We start from the raw sequence: 17,857 nt of genomic DNA, 5'->3' as shown, positions 1-17,857 counted from the left end.
AATACGTCGTGCCACAATATAAAAAAACGACACACTATAAGATATTTATAAAAAAAAGACGATTTTTAATAAAAACTCTCTGTTTTTTTAGGATGACTTAATTTATAACTTTACGACGCGCTATATATATCAATTTTGTATATTGATTTTTTATATTTTTCTATGGAATGTTTTGGGTTAAGACTTAACATAAAAATAATATATTAAGTCTATGAGAAGGTGGGGATATTAAAAGGAGTGACGCTTTAAGTGTGCTATAATGAATTTAATTGATTAATAAAATTTGAACTCATCATCTTGGTCACCCTCTAGACTAATACTACTGATACTATCATTCATCTGGTTGATAAATGGCTGAGTCATCAGGTTAGTTGCATTAACTCGATATAAGGTTTTTTCAAATGTTGCTTTGAGTTGTTCTTGATCAGCAAATGCGTCGGGAGTTTTTAGTCGTTGCATTGCTCCAGTAATAAACCGCTCTTTTGCTTCATTCGTTGAGTTGGCGAGTTTTTTATACAAGACCAAAAAATTGGCTCTGCGCGCTTCGTTATTTGTGTCATCAATTTTTAATTGACTTAATAATTGATTGATCTCGGTATGTTCAGCATCAGTTAATACAATATAGCGCTCTTGAGATGCTGTCGGTTTGACTGTGGTAGATTTTGTGTGCCACGCATCACTCACTTTGGTTGTAATATTGAGGCGATTCGAACCTGTTGATATTTTTTCATTCATTCCTACGTTGAGTCTATTAAGCGTTAGTGGGGATATCATTACAATCTCCTTGTTCGATCAAAGCCATGATATGCTGATAGGCTGATTTTCTCTCTGCTAAAATTTGGCAGCGGGCTGAGACGGATAATATTTGAGGCAAAGTCTGCTCGGCGGCAATCGTCGGGGAAAAATGAATGACTTCATTACCTATTTCTAAAGCAATATCCCCCTCTACACTGGGTAAGATTTTTAGACCCGCCTCGATATGGTTAAACATGTTTTGTAACCTATCAGGTAAATACAGTGTGATGGGGCGTCGCTCTTGTTGCTGAATGAGGTATTTAGCAATGATTTCTTGTAAGTGTGGATCATGAAAAAGCGCAGAAAGTTGCTGCAATAACGTTTCTTGGCTTTGATTCACGGCTTGTTGATAGCACTTTTCGCTGATCTCAATGCTTTCAATTAATTTAGACAGGAGCTGTTTTAAGCCATCAGAGTAGCCTTGCTGATAGGCAATTTTGTGAATATGTTCCACCTGTTGCTGAGCTTGTTGATAACGCTCTGTGGCTTGCTGTTGAGCTTGTTGTTCAATCTGTTTCACATAGCGAAACGCACGAGTAGCATGATGTTTAATCAATACTTTTTCACATGCGGTTTGTTGGATATCAGGCTGTATTTTTTCTGACATAACGGCAAGTTTCTTCAATGATATTCCAAGGTAGCATCGCGTTAAACGATGAAGGGATTAGCGCTAACGTTTGATTGCTGAACATATATTTTAACCTCTCGGTATAAGCACGCCCGAAGGGAGTGATATAGGCGAAAAGTTGTTCAGCCCCAAGCGCAAGTAAATGTTGGGGAGTCGGGCTTTCTCTATCAGTGCACTGCCAGCGTGGGTCACTGTATTTGTGGCGTAAGTCGGAAAAAGCCGCCAACTCTCCCCACCAAGGCAGCGCGCCTGAATGTAAAATAGCCCCTAATCCGAGAGCGACTTTTGGGAGTTGATTCCACTCCATCGACAAAATACGAGGTAGCCGTGCCGTTGTGCTATCAGGCCAAGGCAAAAGATACTGTTGGATCAACTGCTGGTTATGCAGTTTTTTTAACGTTGCAGGTAATCGATGATAATCAACATCACTGTATTCTAAATGGAAATAACTCCCCGGCGCTAAGAAGATATCTGCTTGCAGAAGTGGATGAATATTATGCAATAGTGTCATCGATTTTTGCCTCTATAGCGGCCTTGTCTTGATCATCTCTATTTTTCAATGATTGCTGGCGGTGCCAAAGGAATATGGCTAGGCCAAGAACAGCGGCTCCCCCGAGCGTCAGTATGGCAACCCAAATAGGATTAAATATTGATTCAGGTTCAGTGCGAATTTGATGCTGTAAAGGTGGGCGGCTGACAATCACCACAGAAACATTGTCATAATTGGTTTCTGCAAAGCTACTGGTTAGGAATAGTTTGATTTTATTCATCATCAATTTCGGGTCTTCATTACCAGAGTAGGTCACTAAACTAGACACTTTTTGCGTCTGCTTAGTCGGGGTATTACCATTCAGAGGGTAACTGACATGCACCCTCGCATTAACAACATCAGGGATCGTTAATAGAGATTGCTCTAAGCGTTGTTCAATCAAGGAGAGCAGTCGAGTGCGTTCCGCCTGTGGTGAAGCAACCAGCGAGTCTCCCGGGAAAGCCTGAATGATCTCCACAGGGTCTTTAGACGGTAAGTTATATTGACGTAATAAATCTACGGCGATCACAAAGTCACGCGGCGATACCTTTATAGAATCCCCTTGTTTATTATCTTGTTTACGTGAAGCTTCAACGCCATGCTCTTGTAAGATGGCTAGGACTTCATTGCTCTGGCGTTGGCTAAGATGACTGAGTAAGAGTTGGTTATCACACCCAGCCAATAACCCGACGAAGGTAATTAGGATTAATTTCTTCAATGTATTCATGACTTATTGGGCTTTTAGTAGAGTATCAATAGCACCTGTGGCTTTATGGGTGAGGGTCGACACAAAATTGAGGCCTAAACTGTATTGGGCGATTGAATTTTGCATATTCATCACATCAATGGGATTGCTAACATCTATGGTATCGGCTTGGTGAAAAAGGGCCTCTTTTTTATTTTGTACTTCAACAGAATATTGTGCATAAAGAGATCTAACCGTACTTTCAAGAGATTGAGTCGATACGCTGTCAGTAGTATTATCTAACATCATTGACATGAAAACGGATCGATTAATAGGCTGTATCATCATAGGCTCCTAAAAGGTAGAGCACCCACAAAGCGATGCTCTATTGTGAAATTAAACGTTACGGATAATGGCTTGAGCGGTATCTTTAATGGATTTCATTAAGTTGCTTTGTAACTGTCTTGCCATATTGTAGCTACCACTTAAAGCGGTAATTTTTCCGAGAGTCAGTGGGTTATCGACTTCTAACTTTACCGTCTTACCATCAGGTGTTGTCGTCTTACCATCAAGTATGTCTTTTAATTCATCGGCGAACTCTTTGGCTCGGTTACTGACATTCGCACTACTGCGATACATCATTCCCCAGTTTTTATCACCAGCCACCGGCGTTTCGAATGCGGATGACTCCCAATTACCCGTGTCTTTATTAATACCTAGAATACCTGAATCTGACATATATCACCTCATTAATTAATTGTGTTTGAATTAAACGACCAATGGTTATGGCCTAAAATAATAAAACCCTGATCGTTACGGATAAATGATTTCCCTGTTAGTTGATTCGTTGCCAGAGAAATTGAAAACTGAATATGCTGATTTCCCCATTGATTAATAAATTGATCCGCGAGCCGAACAGTAGACGATATCTGTTTATCATCCAAACTTCCTTGAACAATAAATATGGTCATATTATCTTTATCAACTCGTTTCCACGGAACGTTACTTTCTGTTAATCCTATTTCCGCCTTTTTTATCAGTTCGTCTAAATTGACGGTCAAAATTTCACTGTTTTTATAGCAGCCAAGATAACCTTTCATAATATTATTAATGATTTTTTCATCCTTAGTGGTTACCTGTTTATTGGCTTTTCTAACAATAGGGTGACAAGGATTACTTAAATCAATCTTTAATAAACTCGGTACGTTTTCGGAAATTTTATTCTCAATTTCACTTTCCAACTGAGCTATTTTTGTTATCTGATACTTTTCAGAATAATGCTCTTTTCTTAGGCGTTGAATACTCCAGTCGACGTCACGCTGATTTCGCACTAAAATTAAGGTTTCACCTTGCTGGTTCAGAGTCACAATGATGGGATAATGGCTACCTTGTAGAATGTTTTCGACAGTGTTTATCTTTTTTAAAGAATTATTTCCAGAGTAGTATTGAATAACTAGAATTATTGAAAAAATAGTTAAAACAAATAGCCCAAAGAAAATAAAATTTTTCTTGGTTAATTTGGATTCCAGCATAGGTTGGCTGTCATTTTCAATACAAATTTCAGGTAATGCAGGCTCACGAGTTGATAGGTTCCATGGTGCATCAATTGGTTTTATTGCAATAGGAAATGTGTCGGCCAATATTAATTCTTGAAAAGGGATAGGAATAGACTTTGATTTCATACCATCATTGATATGAAGATAAAATATTGGTTCATCGGCATCATTGATATGATCATTCGAACCATCCTCTGTTGTGATAGCTAGTTCGTAATGTATTGATTCACTAGGGATATAGTAAGTCATAAGCCCATCATTATCGACCTCCGTGTGGTATTCAACATTCGGGTCAATAACAATCAAATGAGCGTCAGCAGTTAACATTAGCTCATGTCCATTCATGGGGCCGCTAGCAATTTTCATTATACAAGCGCGGCTATTTGTATCTTTCATAAAGTAAATTCCAATGACAAGAAATTGGCGCTAGTAAAACTGATAACTGCATTTCCGTCAGTAGAATTTATCTTAATCATTCTGACCTATTATGTTAGATATCGAGTATGAGTTATTCCGGATTATTCCTTTGTGCCATGATGCATTTTCCGCCATTTTAGCGCTATTGATTCTCTTTAGATAAAGTAGAAACATCATGGTGAATACAAATATTGCGGCATTACTTGAAAATAAAGAAGGCTGCTTCTCTTTACAAGACAGCTTAGTTTTAGCGATACCTAACGCTGAGGAAACAGCGTTAATTTTTCATTCTCCCTATTCGGGTAAAAAAGTAGAGGTAATGGGGCAATCTTTATTTGTATTCCCATCATCAGATATTACTTCTATTAATAAAAAGGGCTGGTTTATTCATTCAATGCTACTTTCTGAGGTCATTGAAGTTCTTGCTGTTATTGATACCGCAATGGGGCAATCATTTCTTGCAGAAAACGAAATAACCTCATCAGATAATAAAGAAGATGAAGTTATTCATCTATCAAGTGATATTTTTTCCGAATATTCAATAAAGAATATTGTTATTGATTTGATTATTCAACGGCAACCTCAGTTTTATTCATGGTGCAATATATTAAGGCGCTATGAAGCATACGGCATTATGCGTTTTTTACTTTCTGCCGCCGAAAAAGATAAAAATGCCAATATTAACCAGCTATGTGCAAGGTATGGCGTGTCGGCTTCTTATTTTAGGCAGCTATATCGAGAAAACTTTAATAAAACAGCAAAAAGAAAAATTATGAGTGTGCGAATGGCGTCAGCCATTTTGAAATTAATTGAAAGCGATAATTCAATACTTGATGTTGGGTTGGAAGCGGGTTATTGCTCCGCATCGCATTTTACTAACGATATTAAAAAAGAGCTAGGGTTAACTCCCTCTGATATTAGGCACCTTGGAGCAAAATTATATGAGCAGTAAAAGAGGCGGAGTGATCTTATTGTCACTCTTTTTACTGAGTGTGGATCATAGTTTAGCGCAAACGACAGTGATCACAGCAGAGCCGGTTAAACAAGAAATGGGTCAGGAGACCTTTGTCGCCAATAATATTGCGGTAGGAAAAGTGTTTGATTCTATCGCTGAGCGACTGAATAAGCCGATTATTCTCAGCAAACTTGCGGCACAAAAACGCATTACAGGTAATTTTAATTTAGCGAATGCCGATGAAATGTTTAAAGCATTAACTCGCCGTATTGCGCTGGTTTGGTATGACGATGGTGCAGCGATTTATGTTTATGATAATAGCGAAATGCGTAGTGCAATTATTCCGATGAATAATGCCAGTAGCCAACAAGTCCTCAATTATATTAAGAAAAATGGGATTTACGACCCGCGTTTTCCTGTCCGTACTCAAGGGGAAAATAGCCTGCTATTTGTTTCTGGGCCGCCGTTATATGTTGAATTGATAAAAGCCGCTACGCTGTATCTTGATGAGCAAGTTAAGCAGGAGTCGTTATCTGGGGGAGAGTTGGCAGTGATCCCCGTAAAATATGCTTCTGTGACAGATAGAAACTATGCGTTGCGCGGTAATAACATCACGGTGCCGGGCATGCTGTCAGTTATCAGTGAGCTATTCAAAGATACGCCGACCGGCGCCGTACCGACGCAAAAAATAACTCCCAAAGAGAAGGTTGGAGATGATATTGATGCCTTGATGGATGCACCCATCGGTGAAGCTTCTGAGTCTCTAGCGACATTTAGTCACTCTTCATCATCAAATGTGCCTTTTTCTTTGGTGGCTCACCCTGATAGTAACAGTCTAATTGTTAAAGGTTCCCCTGAACAAATTCGTTATGTTCGCCAACTGGTTAGAACGTTAGATACGCGTCGCCGCCAAGTTGAGCTATCACTGTGGATTATCGATATCACGCGTAGTGAATTGGATAATTTAGGCGTCAATTGGGAAGTTGGCACGATTAATACGGGGAACACGGCATTTTCTTTTAATCGCAGCACGTTATCAAACAGTACGGATTTTCTGTTACGCGTTGATGCCTTAAGCAAAAGCGGTAATGGCCATATTGTTTCTCGTCCTGTTCTGCTAACCCAAGAGAACATTCCTGCCTTATTTGATAACAACACCAGTTTTTATGCCAAGTTACAAGGGGAACGTATTGCCACCTTGGAGCAAGTCACTTACGGCACCATGGTGAGTGTGATGCCGCGTATTTCATCTAGTCATCAAGTTGAGATGGAAGTGAATATTGAAGACGGCGGTGAAAAACAATCAAAAAGTGGTGAGGTTTCGAATGTGGAAGGCCTTCCATCTGTTAATCGTACGACTATCAATACGGTTGCGCGTATTGCGCAAAATAGCAGTTTATTAATTGGGGGATACACCCGAGAACAAGTGGTTGAAAATGAAAGTCATATTCCTTTATTGGGGGATATCCCACTGATCGGCGGCCTCTTTAGTCATACCTCCGTTAATAAGCAAAAAATGGTGCGATTGTTTTTGATCCAACCGCGTTTATTGGACGAAAACGAAGTATGGGATGGGCGTCAGTTCTCGGAAAATCAGCGTATTAAAGAACAAAACGGGCAGTTGCACAGTACCGTTAAATTTTTGAAAACCTATATGGAGCAACCATGGCAATAACGCCTTTGGGCTTTGGTTCCCGCATAGTCAGCAGTTCACATGAAAAGAGTCGATCATCAAAAACCAGTGATGATTCGGACGAAGTATTGCGCGGTCAAGGGGTTATCGATAGTGCTGGGGAATATGCCTCAATGTCGATGTTGGCGGCGAGCCATGTAAAAAAAAGTGGCTCTAAACAAGGAGAAACCGAAGATTGGATGCAATTTGCTGAGCGCATCCTTGATGAGCATGCTGATGAAACCATTTTACATGTTGAAAGTGCGCTTAATCGGCAGTTTATGACTCCTAAAGAGCTAAGAGCATTTTTATTGCGCTTTTTTGCCGACCCTAGCGATTTGTTAATGGCGCTTGCGGCCTTAATCAATCGAGGGAAATTGAAGGCTGAGCAACTCGAACAACTAAAAGAGCTGGAGCAACAACTTAACGCTGAGGATAGCGATAGAAGCACTCAAGCGGGGATAAATATTGCACTGGTTGCGAAGGCGTTTGCGCAAAAAATTAAGCAATCCGCAGGGAACTTACGCATGTTATATCGTGAGTTTCTTAGTTATGACGGCCCTGTAGTTTATCTATATGAGCAGTGGGTTGAGGAGATGGAAAGCCAAGAGCGCGAAAATATTATGCGTTATTTAAGCAGAGCGCTGGCGTGTGATCTACAAGCCCTGCCATTGGGCGATATTAATATTAGTGAATTTGGTGATTATTTTCTCCGTGTCGGGCGGTTACGTGAATTGCAGTCACTTGAGCATGTGTTCACGCAACAATTTTTCCAATCGGGGCTTTTTCGGCAGCACAGCCAACTGATTAATTCTGAGTTTGCTAAAAAGCTCAGTCAGCTCTTTACCAGTGGTATTCGTAGCCAAGCGCAATTTGAAGAGAATTTGTTGTTATTTATTTCATCACAGTTAGGGGCGATGAGCACGGACTTACGGGCGCGTTTTTTACAATTATTAATTTTGGCATTTGGAACAATACCCACCGCAATTTTTCAATCATTGGAAGCACGAGAAGAGCTGCTCAATCAATTGAAAATATATATGGACTATGTGAAGGCACAAGAGGAAATCATGATGCGCAACGGTTTGCTAAATAAGGAACAGAAACCGCATGAATAAATTTACGGGATTTCTTTTGGCGATCCGCAATCGCCCAGAATTGATGGTCTTAGTTATTATGGTGATGGTCATCGCCATGCTGATTATTCCATTACCAACAATATTGGTCGATTTATTAATTGGCTTGAATATTATGATATCGGTGCTCATTTTTATGAGCTCTTTCTATATTACTCGCATATTAAATTTTCAATCATTCCCTTCTATTTTATTAATAAGCACATTATTTCGTCTCGCATTATCTATTAGCACGAGCCGCTTGATTTTATTGGAGGCTGACGCGGGCGATATTATTGCCACCTTTGGTGAGTTTGTGATCCAAGATAATTTAGTGGTCGGTATGGTGGTGTTTGCCATTGTGACCATAGTGCAATTTATTGTGATCACGAAAGGGTCTGAACGTATTGCTGAAGTGGCAGCACGTTTTTCCCTCGATGCAATGCCGGGTAAGCAAATGAGTATTGATGCCGACTTACGGGCAGGGGTGATTGATGAATCGACGGTAAAAGAGCGGCGCGGCGACTTAGAAAAAGAGAGTCAATTATTTGGTTCTTTTGATGGTGCAATGAAGTTTATTAAAGGGGATGCGATTGCAGGGATTGTCATTATTTTTGTCAATCTGATCGGGGGAATTTCTGTGGGTGTTGCACAGCAGGGCATGGATATGTCATCGGCTCTGAATACATTCTCACTCTTAACCATCGGTGATGGTTTGGTGGCACAGATCCCAGCACTGCTTATCTCTATTAGTGCAGGCTTTATTGTGACTCGCGTTGGAGGCAATGATAAAAACTTAGGTCAAAATATCGTTTCTGAGTTATTTGCGAATAATTTTACGATTCTTATTACTGCCTTCATCGTTTTATTTATGGGGTTCCTGCCGGGTTTCCCTACCGCTATTTTTCTCTTTTTAGCCTCTTTGCTATCAGTACTATTTTTTGTTCGTTTTTGGAAAACGCGTAAAGAGAAGAATAAGCAGATATCACAAACTGAGCAGGTGAGTGTCGATTCGGAAGTCACCGAAGGGGAAACACAAAGGGAAAATAGCCGTTTTGAGCCTGAATATATTCCTGAAACCTTGCCGATTATTATTTCGGTTAATCAGCAATATAAAAAACAGCTCGAAGAAAAAAACTTTTTGTTTCGTATGAAAAAGGATGTGTTTGTTCGTTATGGTTACCGGATACCCGATATTGCCATTAATTATTCACCTATCGTTCCAGATAACAAAATCATCATTTTAATTAATGAAGTTAAAGCAGGTGAATACGATATCTGTTTCGGTGGATTTCGCTTATTAACCATGAGTGATGAATTGGAATATTTAGGCATAACGCTGACTCATTTTACTGATGAGTATGGCGCAATTAGCTCTTGGTGTGGCAAGCAAGATCACGAACATATAGAACAGCTTGGTTTGATGGTGCGCGATGATGTGACCGAAATGATTGATTGCGTTAGTACACTATTGCTGCGTCATATTAATGAGTTTTTTGGGATCCAAGAAACGAAAAACTTACTAGATGATTTAGAAGGCAAATACCCTGAGCTATTAAAAGAGTGCTATCGACACGCGACGGTGCAAAAGGTGACAGAGGTTTTCCAGCGTTTATTAATGGAGAAAATCTCAGTGCGTAATATGAAACTCATTATTGAAACTCTCGTGCAATGGGTGCCAAGAGAGAAAGATAGCTTAATGCTCGTTGAACATGTCAGAACCTCAATGGCGCGCTATATATCTTCACGTTTTGCCATTGATGGCCGCTTAAATGTGCTTATGGTGAATTCTGTTTTTGAAGACACCATTCGCCAAGGCATTCGTCAATCTTCTGGGGGAGTCTATTTGCATTTAGAACCAGAAAAGACCAATGAATTAATTCAAGCTGCCGAGCTAGCCCTCGAAAATAGCCATTTATCTATTCGAGATATTAATGTGCTGGTGCCGGTCGATATACGTCGTTTTGTGAAAAAAATCCTTGAAGGACGCTTTCCTGAATTAGAGGTGCTCTCATTTAATGAGGTATCTGAAATGGTGAAAGTGAATATTATTAAGACAATATAAGGAAATTTCTTATGAAATACCGCTTTGTAGAAGCATTAAATACATTTTTAAATTCAATGGGCCGTAGTGATCTAATTAATCCACAACTCGACTGTCATTCAAATATTCAATTAGAAATGAATGACTCGCCAGCGATTAATATCGATCTTTCTGGTGATGATTTAATTATTTGGTGTCACCTTGCTGAATATAGTCCCGCAAAATTTGATTCAATGGCGCATATGCTACTGAGCATGATCGTGGAATATTCACCTCGCAATTTTCAATTGGGGCAACCGGCATTGAATCTTATTGATAATAGCTTGGTGCTTTCGGCTGTGATGAAAGAGTCAGCCTTAAACGATACTCAACAATTTGCTGACAGCTTTGAAGAGTTCTTTGAGCGTAGTAATCAATTCCAAACAGTATTAGCTAATTAAATCATGAAGCTTTTTGATTCTTGCGCGCACCCTGCGCGCATTCATGGCTGTTTAATGGAAGCCCCTTTGCAGGGAGTTTTTATTGGTGAGATCTGTGTTGTTGAACGCTCGATAACGTCAAAAGAGCGCATAGCAAAAGCACAAGTCGTGGGGTTTAAAGAGGGCTTAACTGTGCTCAGCTTAATTGGTCGAGCACAAGGGTTAACGCGTGATGTGGTGATCCGCCCAACGGGCCTACCTTTCGTGTTTGAAATGCATGAGCAGCTTGCCGGTAAAATTTTTGATGCGGCGGGTGAGCAGGTTGGTGTGCTCGGTCATACTGCCGAAACAGCGTTCTGCCCTGACTCAAGACTAATGCGTATTGATAGTCCACCCGCGAGCGTGACATCTCGGCGTCCGATTGATGAACCACTTATCACCGGTATCCGTGCGATAGATGGCTTATTAACCTGTGGTCTTGGGCAGCGTATTGGTATTTTCGCTGCGGCAGGAAGCGGCAAAACTTCATTAATGAATATGATTATTAACCACGCGAAGGCGGATATCCATGTTGTTGCTTTAATCGGTGAGCGTGGCCGAGAGGTCATTGAATTTATTGAGGAGTTACAAGCCTCTCCTCATGCAGCCCAAACGGTGCTTATTTATGCCACTTCCGATAGCCCACCGATAGAGCGGTGTAATGCGGCGTTGCTTGCTACGACAATCGCGGAATATTTCCGTGACCGTAATCGACATGTCTTGTTATTTGTTGATTCAATGACACGTTACGCCAGAGCATTACGTGATGTTGCTTTGGCGGCGGGGGAACTTCCAGCAAGACGAGGCTACCCAGCGTCGGTGTTTGAGCAACTGCCTATGTTGCTTGAGCGCCCAGGTCGTATGCAGCAAGGCTCAATTACCGCCTTTTATACCGTATTGCTAGAAAGTGAAGAAGAGTCAGACCCTATTGGTGATGAAATTCGCTCGATTCTTGATGGGCATATTTATCTTAGCCATAAGTTGGCGGGAAAGGGGCATTACCCAGCGATTGATATTTTGCACAGCATTAGTCGTGTATTCCAAAAAGTCACGACGGATACACATCGCCAAGCCGCAACAAAAGTGCGTGATCGTCTATCTAGGCTAGAACAAATTCAGCTGTATTTGGAGCTTGGCGAATACCAACGTGGGGAAAGTGAAGACAACGACAATGCTTTGGATAAAAAAGAAGATATTGAACAGTTCTTGCAACAAAAGATGGATGAAGCTGAGCATTTCGAAACTGTATTAAACCGCCTCGACTATTTGGCTTCCTGATGATTAAAAGTCTTCTTACGTTAACGGAAAGACGCCTTGATCGCGCTAAACAGGAACAATGGCAAGTGCAGTCAGCAATCCGTGCGCTACAACAACAATTAACGGATATTCAATCGCGTATTGCGATATTGACGACACAAATCGCGTTATATGAGCAATCCGCCGAACTGAGCAAAATGGCTTTTTGGGAGAGCCAAAGGCTGAAAGCCGCTTTGCTCGCGGAAATTGCTCATCTTCAATACCAAACGGAGTCAATTAATACGGAAATGACTCGGTATGAGCAATCACGAAAAAATATTGTTGTGCGTATGTTTGCGTTACGTAACAAGTGCGAGAAATTCCAAAATTATCTCAAGCAGCAACACCGTGCTCGGCGTTTAAAATCGGAACGTCAGCAACAAAATGAAATTGAGGAGTTGTCCGCCTATGGCAACAGTAAAACTGGCGTTGAATGAACTGAGTACTAGGGTAGCGGAAAACCATGCTGCCTTCCCATTAGCAAAAGGTAAACAACCCGATAGCAAGTCGCTAATTAAACAGCGTATGGCGGAGGTCGCTTCGAAGAAAGCACAAACGTCGCCACCACAAAAACGACGCAAGAAAGAAATGGAAGACAGCTTAGCGCTATTATTGGCGCAGTTACCTGTGCACCTACGCCATACTGAAACGGCGGAAAAAATGATGGCATTTTGCCAATTGGGTATCAATGCAACGGCGGGTGTGAAAGCCGCCCAATCACACCGTGAATTACCTGTGATAGAAGCATCGCTGTCACATAGGGCGCTACCGATGACAGAAATATCGTCGGACAGTGAGGGTGATTCGACCGATAAAGCGCTTATTGATGCGCCATTAGTTCCTAATCATGTTGCGATTGGGCAAGGTGTTATCGGGAAAACTCACTGGCAACAAGAGAGCAATCGGTTATCAAATACTGCTGAAACGGTCTCTGTAGAAACCAATGCAAATTTATCTATCTCTGCAAATACAAATAAAAATGTGGTGAGACATCAAGCGTCAATAACAGCTTTAGCGCCTCAGCCAAAAAAATGGCAAGGAGCAGAGCACAATAAGCACGCATTGCCGCCATCAACGCAGATTAAACATCGTGAAGTAGAGCAAAATGATTTGCATATTCACCATGAAACCCATCATGAAATGCCAATACCGCTAGGCGTAAAAACAACGTCAGTTACTCGAGAGGCGATGTCTGTATCCCCCCTCTCTTTCCAAGCGCCAGCGCTATCTCTGCCTACGCATGAAAGCCGGATTTTGCCTCAATCCGAAATAACCGCACGACCAATGTCACCGTCACCATCTGTGGCTTCTATTTCAGTGGCAGATCAGGGGCAGTACAGTACGCCCTCCTCATTGCCGCTTGTTCAGCCAACGCAATCACAAAAAATAGATGAAGGCGATACAGTGCCTGAGATTAGCCAGCCATATCCGCAATTGGAAATCGATGACTCCCCTGATTGGGTGATACCACCATTAGCCACTACGACTTGCAATGAAAAGGGGCAAATAGCTCCGATGGTGCAATCTCGTCAACCCACAAATAAAGCAAATTCCACCCTAGATATGGGCACAGAAGCGATGGCGGCAGCGACAGAGAATAAAGTGACACAAATTGAAGGAAGCCGCCTCACTTATACCTTTAATCAATGGCAGAACAGCCCTTCGGTGACATTTGAGTTAGCCACTAGAGGCAGTGAACTATTGGCTACCACCACTAGCCCGGAAGTTCATCGTGCGTTACATGAAAATCAGCACCTTTTACGCAGCGATCATCCGTTATCAATTCGTGATGAAGAGTCGCGTCATGAGCGACAACGCCAACAAAGGCAACAACAGTCTGAGCAAGAAGATCATTAATCATGTTGAATATTCGCCGTATTAGCCAGCGAGCACTCCAAGTACGCGCTTGGCAGCAATGTTACCAACCTGATTTGGAAACCGTCTCCCCCAGACAGGGGGAGCGCTATTTCCAACTGACGTTAATCAGTCACACGGAAAAAGTACCAGCACTGGTCAATGTGGAACGTTGGTGTCACCACCATTGGCCCGCTTTCACGCATTATGCTTGGAATAGCATTGATGAGGATAACTTAATCAGTCTATTTACGACTGAAAATCGTGGAATGCGCTTTTTCTCCGAGCATTTCCGTTGTGGTTCACTCGAAATTATTGATGATAGCCCTGCAAAGCCTTGGTTGTGTGTGCAAGAGCCGGCTTTGGGCCAGGTGTTGTTACCTTCATCAATAGAAGGGCTAGCAAAACAATCAAAACAACAATTTGCGTTGCATAAGCTTAAGTTACAAGCGGATTGGGTATTGGGCTATAGCTATATTAGCGCAAAACTTCTGCAATCTATCCAGTTGCATGATGTGTTTTGTATTCAGCAATTACTGCTGAATATGTCAATCGCAGGGCGCCCTTTTGCCCGTTTTCAAAAACAACAAGAAGGTCAATTTATGATTGAAGAGACGATCGCCCCTATTGCCGATGAGAGTGCGTTATTACAAGAAGAAACCTTTTCAGATGAGGTTGTGAAACCATTCGATGTGAATGCGATGACAATCAAATTAACGTTTGTACTTGGTCAGACTGAAATTACGCTGAATGAGTTAGCCGATATTCAGCCGGGAGCCGTATATTCGATTGGTGAAAATAAAGAGCGTGAAGTCAAAGTGTATGCCAATAAGCAGCTCATTGCTGAGGGAGAGCTGATTTATATCGGTGAGAGTGACGAGTTAGGCTTAGAAATTACTCGTCTTGCTCATCTGGGTGATAAAAGGCCATAACATGTCCATTGTATCCAACGAAATACCCATGTTGGCACTGGTTTCACTGGCCACATTACTGCCGTTTATTATTGCGGCAGGCACCTGTTATTTAAAAATATCGATCGTATTAATCATGGTACGTAATGCCATGGGGGTTCAACAGGTTCCCTCAACCATGGCTTTAAATGGCATCGCGATGTTGTTATCCCTTTTTGTCATGATGCCAGTGGTACAAGACATTAGCCATTATATGCGTGAAGAGAAGGTGGATTTTGGCAATGTGGAATCGGTCGATAATTTTGTTGATGGCGGCTTAGGGCGCTATAAGGCCTATTTACAAAAATATTCTGATCCTGAACTGGTGCAATTTTTCGAATCAGTACAACAGCAGCGAAATGAAGAGCCAATGGATGCCGAAGCGCATTCAGCCACACTATTTTCACTATTACCTGCCTATGCACTAAGTGAAGTTAAGTCAGCATTCGAAATTGGTTTTTATATCTATTTACCCTTTGTTGTGATTGATCTGGTGATATCTAGCATTCTGTTAGCTCTCGGTATGATGATGATGAGCCCAGTCACTATTTCGGTGCCAGTTAAATTGATCCTGTTTGTCGCTATTGATGGATGGTCACTGATTTCGAAAGGGTTAGTGATGCAATATCTTGAATTGGCACAGCAATAACAAGGATACGATGAATGGATGAGATTATTTATAGCAGCAATAAAGCAATGTTATTGATTGTTATGTTATCCGCTATCCCTGTTATTGTGGCGACAGTGGTTGGGTTGCTGGTGGGATTAATCCAAACGGTTACGCAATTACAGGAGCAGACGCTTCCTTTTGGGATTAAATTGCTGGCGGTGTTTGGCTCGTTATTTATGATTTCAGGCTGGCTGGCAGATAAAGTGATGAATTATGCGTTAGAAGTGTTAACGACAGCCATTCCAGCAATAGGGCTTTTGGGATGAATCAAGAGATACTGTCTTTTTATTCGTCCATGTATTTTACCTTTCAGGAAGGGTTAATCACATTAGCTATCGCTTGGGTACGTATTGCTCCAACACTCTTCTTTTTACCTTTTTTGAGTAACAAGTTACTCAGTAGCGGTATGATTAAAAACTGTGTGACTGTCTATATTGTATTAGGACTCTGGCCACTACTATCGACTCATAATCTTCAAGAAGAGCGTGTTGGTTTTATGGAAATAGTGCTGTATGAATTAGCGGTAGGGTTAATCACGGCACTTATTTTAGCTTTACCGTTTATGATAGCGAATATTATCGGTGAGCTGATTGATACTCAGCGTGGTGAAACAATTAGCAGTATTGTGGATCCTGCCAGTGGCAGTGAAGCGTCCGAACTTGCGGTCTTTATTAGTTATATCGTGTGTATGGTCTTTTTATCGCAAGGTGGCATGCTATTATTAGTTAAAACATTTGCACAAAGTTATCAGCTATTACCGTTTGCGGCAGGTTTTTCCCAATTTAATAGTTTGCCATTAGGGGAATGGATGAACCAAATGGTGGTAAAAGCGATTATATTGGCGGCACCTATTCTCATTACCCTATTTATTAGTGAAGCTGCATTGGGGTTATATTCACGTTTTTGCCCACAGTTAAATGCGTTTTCTTTATCTTTAACCATTAAGTCAATTATCGCATTTGCTGTTTTTTTGCTCTATTTTCAGAATGAAGTGCCTGATATCTTGGTTAATATGATTTCAACCTCTCCATTACATGACATCTTTATATTATCGGACCCAGCATAGAGCACATATAAAATGGCAGAGAAAACCGAAAAACCTACCGAGAAAAAAATTAAAGATTCTGCTAAAAAAGGGCAAAGCTTTAAAAGTAAAGACAGTGTTGCGGCATTAGTGTTAGTCGTTAGCGTTTATGTAATCACAGGAACAACCAGTTTATTTGAAATAGCTGGATTGATGAAACGTATTTTGTTATCACCTTATAATATTAATATCAATATATTATTAAGGGAGTTTATTGGTGCTTTTCTAAAAATAGTTATTCCTGTACTACTCGCCTGTTTTATTTCAGGAGCGATACTTTCTTTATTACAAAGTCGTTTCCGCTTAGCAACAGAAGCCATTAAAATTGATTTTTCAAAGCTCAATCCAATTTCAGGGATTAAGAAAATATTTTCACTGAATTCTCTTAAGGAATTAATTAAAGCATTTCTTTATCTGATCGTATTTTCTATCTCGGCCATGGTATTTTTTATTCTTTGGCGGCATGACATTTTCTTGCTGTATCGTAGCACGATAAATGGAGTGATTTATCAATGGGTGGGGCTGTGCGCTACCTTTGTTGTCGTTTTTTTAGCCGTTGCGTTATTTATCATCTTAGTGGATGTGGTCACAGAATTCTTCTTGTTTATTAAGGGATTAAAAATGGAAAAACAGGAAGTGAAAAAAGAGTATAAAGATAATGAAGGGGATCCTCACTTAAAAAGCGCTCGTAAAGGGCTGCATCAGGAAATATTGTCGGAAGAGGTGAAATCCAATGTGCGTAACTCGACTTTTGTGATGGCAAACCCGACGCATATTGCAATGTTAATTTATTATAATAATGATATTGCGCCATTACCTTTTTTATTATTTAAAAGCCATGGATTACAGGCAAAAATGATTGTTCGATATGCCGAGCAACAAGGCGTTCCTGTTGTCCGTGATATTCCATTAGCTAGAAAAATATGGCGCTATTATCGGAAAGATAGTTTTATTGATGAGCATGGTTTGCAGGATGTAATGCGGATCATCAATTGGTTAATTCGCATTGAATTAGAAAAGATGGGAATAGATCTCGATGAAGAATCAATGAAACTAATAAATGAGAGAAAAATCATTCAGGAAGATAAAGACAGTTAAATTAACCATTTGTCGATAATATCGTTTTTTATAAGAAAATTCAGTTTTGAA

20 protein-coding genes are annotated in these 17,857 nt (G+C 40.7%); 13 read left to right on the top strand and 7 right to left on the bottom strand.

Annotation, left to right across the window (positions count from 1 at the left end; genetic code table 11):
- Positions 1 to 273 precede the first annotated feature (273 nt).
- From PR833_RS15210 to PR833_RS15180, 7 genes are read right to left on the bottom strand one after another with little or no spacing between them, the layout of a single operon-like run.
- Positions 274 to 774 (bottom strand): hypothetical protein, encoded by a 501-nt coding sequence (locus PR833_RS15210; RefSeq protein WP_272526311.1) that lies wholly within the window; start codon positions 772 to 774, stop codon positions 274 to 276.
- Positions 752 to 1,402 (bottom strand): hypothetical protein, encoded by a 651-nt coding sequence (locus PR833_RS15205; RefSeq protein ID WP_014657101.1) that lies wholly within the window; start codon positions 1,400 to 1,402, stop codon positions 752 to 754. Before PR833_RS15205 ends, PR833_RS15210 begins: the two co-directional genes overlap by 23 nt.
- Entirely contained in the window at positions 1,380 to 1,934 is a 555-nt protein-coding gene (locus tag PR833_RS15200; RefSeq protein ID WP_053110278.1) for a hypothetical protein, read from the bottom strand. The genes PR833_RS15205 and PR833_RS15200 overlap by 23 nt, the downstream gene beginning before the upstream one ends.
- Positions 1,918 to 2,679 (bottom strand): type III secretion system inner membrane ring lipoprotein SctJ, encoded by a 762-nt coding sequence (sctJ, locus tag PR833_RS15195; protein ID WP_004926218.1) that lies wholly within the window; start codon positions 2,677 to 2,679, stop codon positions 1,918 to 1,920. Before sctJ ends, PR833_RS15200 begins: the two co-directional genes overlap by 17 nt.
- 3 nt (positions 2,680 to 2,682) lie before the next feature.
- Positions 2,683 to 2,985, bottom strand: coding sequence for a type III secretion system inner rod subunit SctI (gene sctI / locus PR833_RS15190; RefSeq protein WP_004926354.1), 303 nt, complete (start codon positions 2,983 to 2,985; stop codon positions 2,683 to 2,685).
- 48 nt (positions 2,986 to 3,033) lie between these two features.
- Positions 3,034 to 3,375, bottom strand: a complete 342-nt coding sequence (locus PR833_RS15185; protein ID WP_004926220.1) for a type III secretion apparatus needle protein — start codon at positions 3,373 to 3,375, stop codon at positions 3,034 to 3,036.
- 11 nt (positions 3,376 to 3,386) lie between these two features.
- Positions 3,387 to 4,589, bottom strand: coding sequence for a PrgH/EprH family type III secretion apparatus protein (locus PR833_RS15180; RefSeq protein WP_004926223.1), 1,203 nt, complete (start codon positions 4,587 to 4,589; stop codon positions 3,387 to 3,389).
- Between the two features lie 196 nt (positions 4,590 to 4,785).
- Between PR833_RS15180 and PR833_RS15175 the strand changes: the two genes are divergently transcribed.
- The 13 genes from PR833_RS15175 to PR833_RS15115 are packed head-to-tail and all read left to right on the top strand — an operon-like array spanning position 4,786 to position 17,806.
- Positions 4,786 to 5,562: a helix-turn-helix domain-containing protein gene (locus tag PR833_RS15175; RefSeq protein WP_004926225.1), complete on the top strand. Its 777-nt coding sequence runs from the start codon at positions 4,786 to 4,788 to the stop codon at positions 5,560 to 5,562.
- Positions 5,552 to 7,240: a type III secretion system outer membrane ring subunit SctC gene (gene sctC, locus PR833_RS15170; RefSeq protein ID WP_036942370.1), complete on the top strand. Its 1,689-nt coding sequence runs from the start codon at positions 5,552 to 5,554 to the stop codon at positions 7,238 to 7,240. Before PR833_RS15175 ends, sctC begins: the two co-directional genes overlap by 11 nt.
- Positions 7,231 to 8,355, top strand: coding sequence for a type III secretion system gatekeeper subunit SctW (gene sctW / locus PR833_RS15165; protein ID WP_004926232.1), 1,125 nt, complete (start codon positions 7,231 to 7,233; stop codon positions 8,353 to 8,355). Before sctC ends, sctW begins: the two co-directional genes overlap by 10 nt.
- Complete coding sequence (locus tag PR833_RS15160; RefSeq protein WP_004926235.1) at positions 8,348 to 10,417, top strand: EscV/YscV/HrcV family type III secretion system export apparatus protein; 2,070 nt, start codon at positions 8,348 to 8,350, stop codon at positions 10,415 to 10,417. Before sctW ends, PR833_RS15160 begins: the two co-directional genes overlap by 8 nt.
- Before the next feature lie 11 nt (positions 10,418 to 10,428).
- Positions 10,429 to 10,836 carry a type III secretion system protein gene (locus PR833_RS15155; protein WP_014657096.1) on the top strand — a complete coding sequence of 136 codons (408 nt, stop codon included), beginning with the start codon at positions 10,429 to 10,431 and terminating at the stop codon, positions 10,834 to 10,836.
- A 3-nt stretch (positions 10,837 to 10,839) separates the two neighbouring features.
- Positions 10,840 to 12,132 carry a type III secretion system ATPase SctN gene (gene sctN / locus PR833_RS15150; protein WP_036942361.1) on the top strand — a complete coding sequence of 431 codons (1,293 nt, stop codon included), beginning with the start codon at positions 10,840 to 10,842 and terminating at the stop codon, positions 12,130 to 12,132.
- Positions 12,132 to 12,587, top strand: a complete 456-nt coding sequence (locus tag PR833_RS15145; RefSeq protein ID WP_004926241.1) for a hypothetical protein — start codon at positions 12,132 to 12,134, stop codon at positions 12,585 to 12,587. Before sctN ends, PR833_RS15145 begins: the two co-directional genes overlap by 1 nt.
- On the top strand, positions 12,559 to 14,007 hold the full coding sequence (locus tag PR833_RS15140; RefSeq protein ID WP_004926243.1) for a SpaN/EivJ family type III secretion system needle length determinant: 1,449 nt from the start codon (positions 12,559 to 12,561) through the stop codon (positions 14,005 to 14,007). The genes PR833_RS15145 and PR833_RS15140 overlap by 29 nt, the downstream gene beginning before the upstream one ends.
- Before the next feature lie 2 nt (positions 14,008 to 14,009).
- A complete protein-coding gene (locus tag PR833_RS15135) occupies positions 14,010 to 14,936 on the top strand; it encodes a FliM/FliN family flagellar motor switch protein (protein ID WP_272526308.1) in 927 nt (308 codons plus the stop codon).
- A gap of 1 nt (position 14,937) precedes the next feature.
- Entirely contained in the window at positions 14,938 to 15,603 is a 666-nt protein-coding gene (locus tag PR833_RS15130) for an EscR/YscR/HrcR family type III secretion system export apparatus protein (RefSeq protein WP_036942351.1), read from the top strand.
- 14 nt (positions 15,604 to 15,617) lie between these two features.
- Positions 15,618 to 15,890: a type III secretion system export apparatus subunit SctS gene (sctS, locus tag PR833_RS15125; protein ID WP_004926250.1), complete on the top strand. Its 273-nt coding sequence runs from the start codon at positions 15,618 to 15,620 to the stop codon at positions 15,888 to 15,890.
- Complete coding sequence (sctT, locus tag PR833_RS15120; RefSeq protein WP_036942348.1) at positions 15,887 to 16,690, top strand: type III secretion system export apparatus subunit SctT; 804 nt, start codon at positions 15,887 to 15,889, stop codon at positions 16,688 to 16,690. Before sctS ends, sctT begins: the two co-directional genes overlap by 4 nt.
- Positions 16,691 to 16,702: 12 nt before the next feature.
- The gene (locus PR833_RS15115; RefSeq protein WP_040132647.1) at positions 16,703 to 17,806 is read left to right on the top strand and encodes an EscU/YscU/HrcU family type III secretion system export apparatus switch protein; all 1,104 of its coding nucleotides are present in this window, start codon (positions 16,703 to 16,705) and stop codon (positions 17,804 to 17,806) included.
- Positions 17,807 to 17,857: the final 51 nt, after the last annotated feature.

Source organism: Providencia sp. PROV189, assembly GCF_028480065.1.
In the GTDB taxonomy this organism is placed as follows: domain Bacteria; phylum Pseudomonadota; class Gammaproteobacteria; order Enterobacterales; family Enterobacteriaceae; genus Providencia; species Providencia stuartii.
This window is presented reverse-complemented; position numbering and strand designations above follow the sequence as displayed.

Bases quoted from the DNA above. Each gene is read 5' to 3' on its own strand.
- PR833_RS15115 (WP_040132647.1), top strand. From the start codon at position 16,703: ATGGCAGAGAAAACCGAAAAACCTACCGAGAAAAAAATTAAAGATTCT.
- sctC (WP_036942370.1), top strand. From the start codon at position 5,552: ATGAGCAGTAAAAGAGGCGGAGTGATCTTATTGTCACTCTTTTTACTG.
- PR833_RS15175 (WP_004926225.1), top strand. From the start codon at position 4,786: ATGGTGAATACAAATATTGCGGCATTACTTGAAAATAAAGAAGGCTGC.
- sctN (WP_036942361.1), top strand. From the start codon at position 10,840: ATGAAGCTTTTTGATTCTTGCGCGCACCCTGCGCGCATTCATGGCTGT.
- sctW (WP_004926232.1), top strand. From the start codon at position 7,231: ATGGCAATAACGCCTTTGGGCTTTGGTTCCCGCATAGTCAGCAGTTCA.
- PR833_RS15205 (WP_014657101.1), bottom strand. From the start codon at position 1,402: ATGTCAGAAAAAATACAGCCTGATATCCAACAAACCGCATGTGAAAAA.
- PR833_RS15185 (WP_004926220.1), bottom strand. From the start codon at position 3,375: ATGTCAGATTCAGGTATTCTAGGTATTAATAAAGACACGGGTAATTGG.
- sctT (WP_036942348.1), top strand. From the start codon at position 15,887: ATGAATCAAGAGATACTGTCTTTTTATTCGTCCATGTATTTTACCTTT.
- PR833_RS15200 (WP_053110278.1), bottom strand. From the start codon at position 1,934: ATGACACTATTGCATAATATTCATCCACTTCTGCAAGCAGATATCTTC.
- sctJ (WP_004926218.1), bottom strand. From the start codon at position 2,679: ATGAATACATTGAAGAAATTAATCCTAATTACCTTCGTCGGGTTATTG.
- PR833_RS15135 (WP_272526308.1), top strand. From the start codon at position 14,010: ATGTTGAATATTCGCCGTATTAGCCAGCGAGCACTCCAAGTACGCGCT.
- PR833_RS15130 (WP_036942351.1), top strand. From the start codon at position 14,938: ATGTCCATTGTATCCAACGAAATACCCATGTTGGCACTGGTTTCACTG.
- PR833_RS15155 (WP_014657096.1), top strand. From the start codon at position 10,429: ATGAAATACCGCTTTGTAGAAGCATTAAATACATTTTTAAATTCAATG.
- PR833_RS15160 (WP_004926235.1), top strand. From the start codon at position 8,348: ATGAATAAATTTACGGGATTTCTTTTGGCGATCCGCAATCGCCCAGAA.
- PR833_RS15145 (WP_004926241.1), top strand. From the start codon at position 12,132: ATGATTAAAAGTCTTCTTACGTTAACGGAAAGACGCCTTGATCGCGCT.
- sctS (WP_004926250.1), top strand. From the start codon at position 15,618: ATGGATGAGATTATTTATAGCAGCAATAAAGCAATGTTATTGATTGTT.
- PR833_RS15140 (WP_004926243.1), top strand. From the start codon at position 12,559: ATGGCAACAGTAAAACTGGCGTTGAATGAACTGAGTACTAGGGTAGCG.
- sctI (WP_004926354.1), bottom strand. From the start codon at position 2,985: ATGATGATACAGCCTATTAATCGATCCGTTTTCATGTCAATGATGTTA.
- PR833_RS15210 (WP_272526311.1), bottom strand. From the start codon at position 774: ATGATATCCCCACTAACGCTTAATAGACTCAACGTAGGAATGAATGAA.
- PR833_RS15180 (WP_004926223.1), bottom strand. From the start codon at position 4,589: ATGAAAGATACAAATAGCCGCGCTTGTATAATGAAAATTGCTAGCGGC.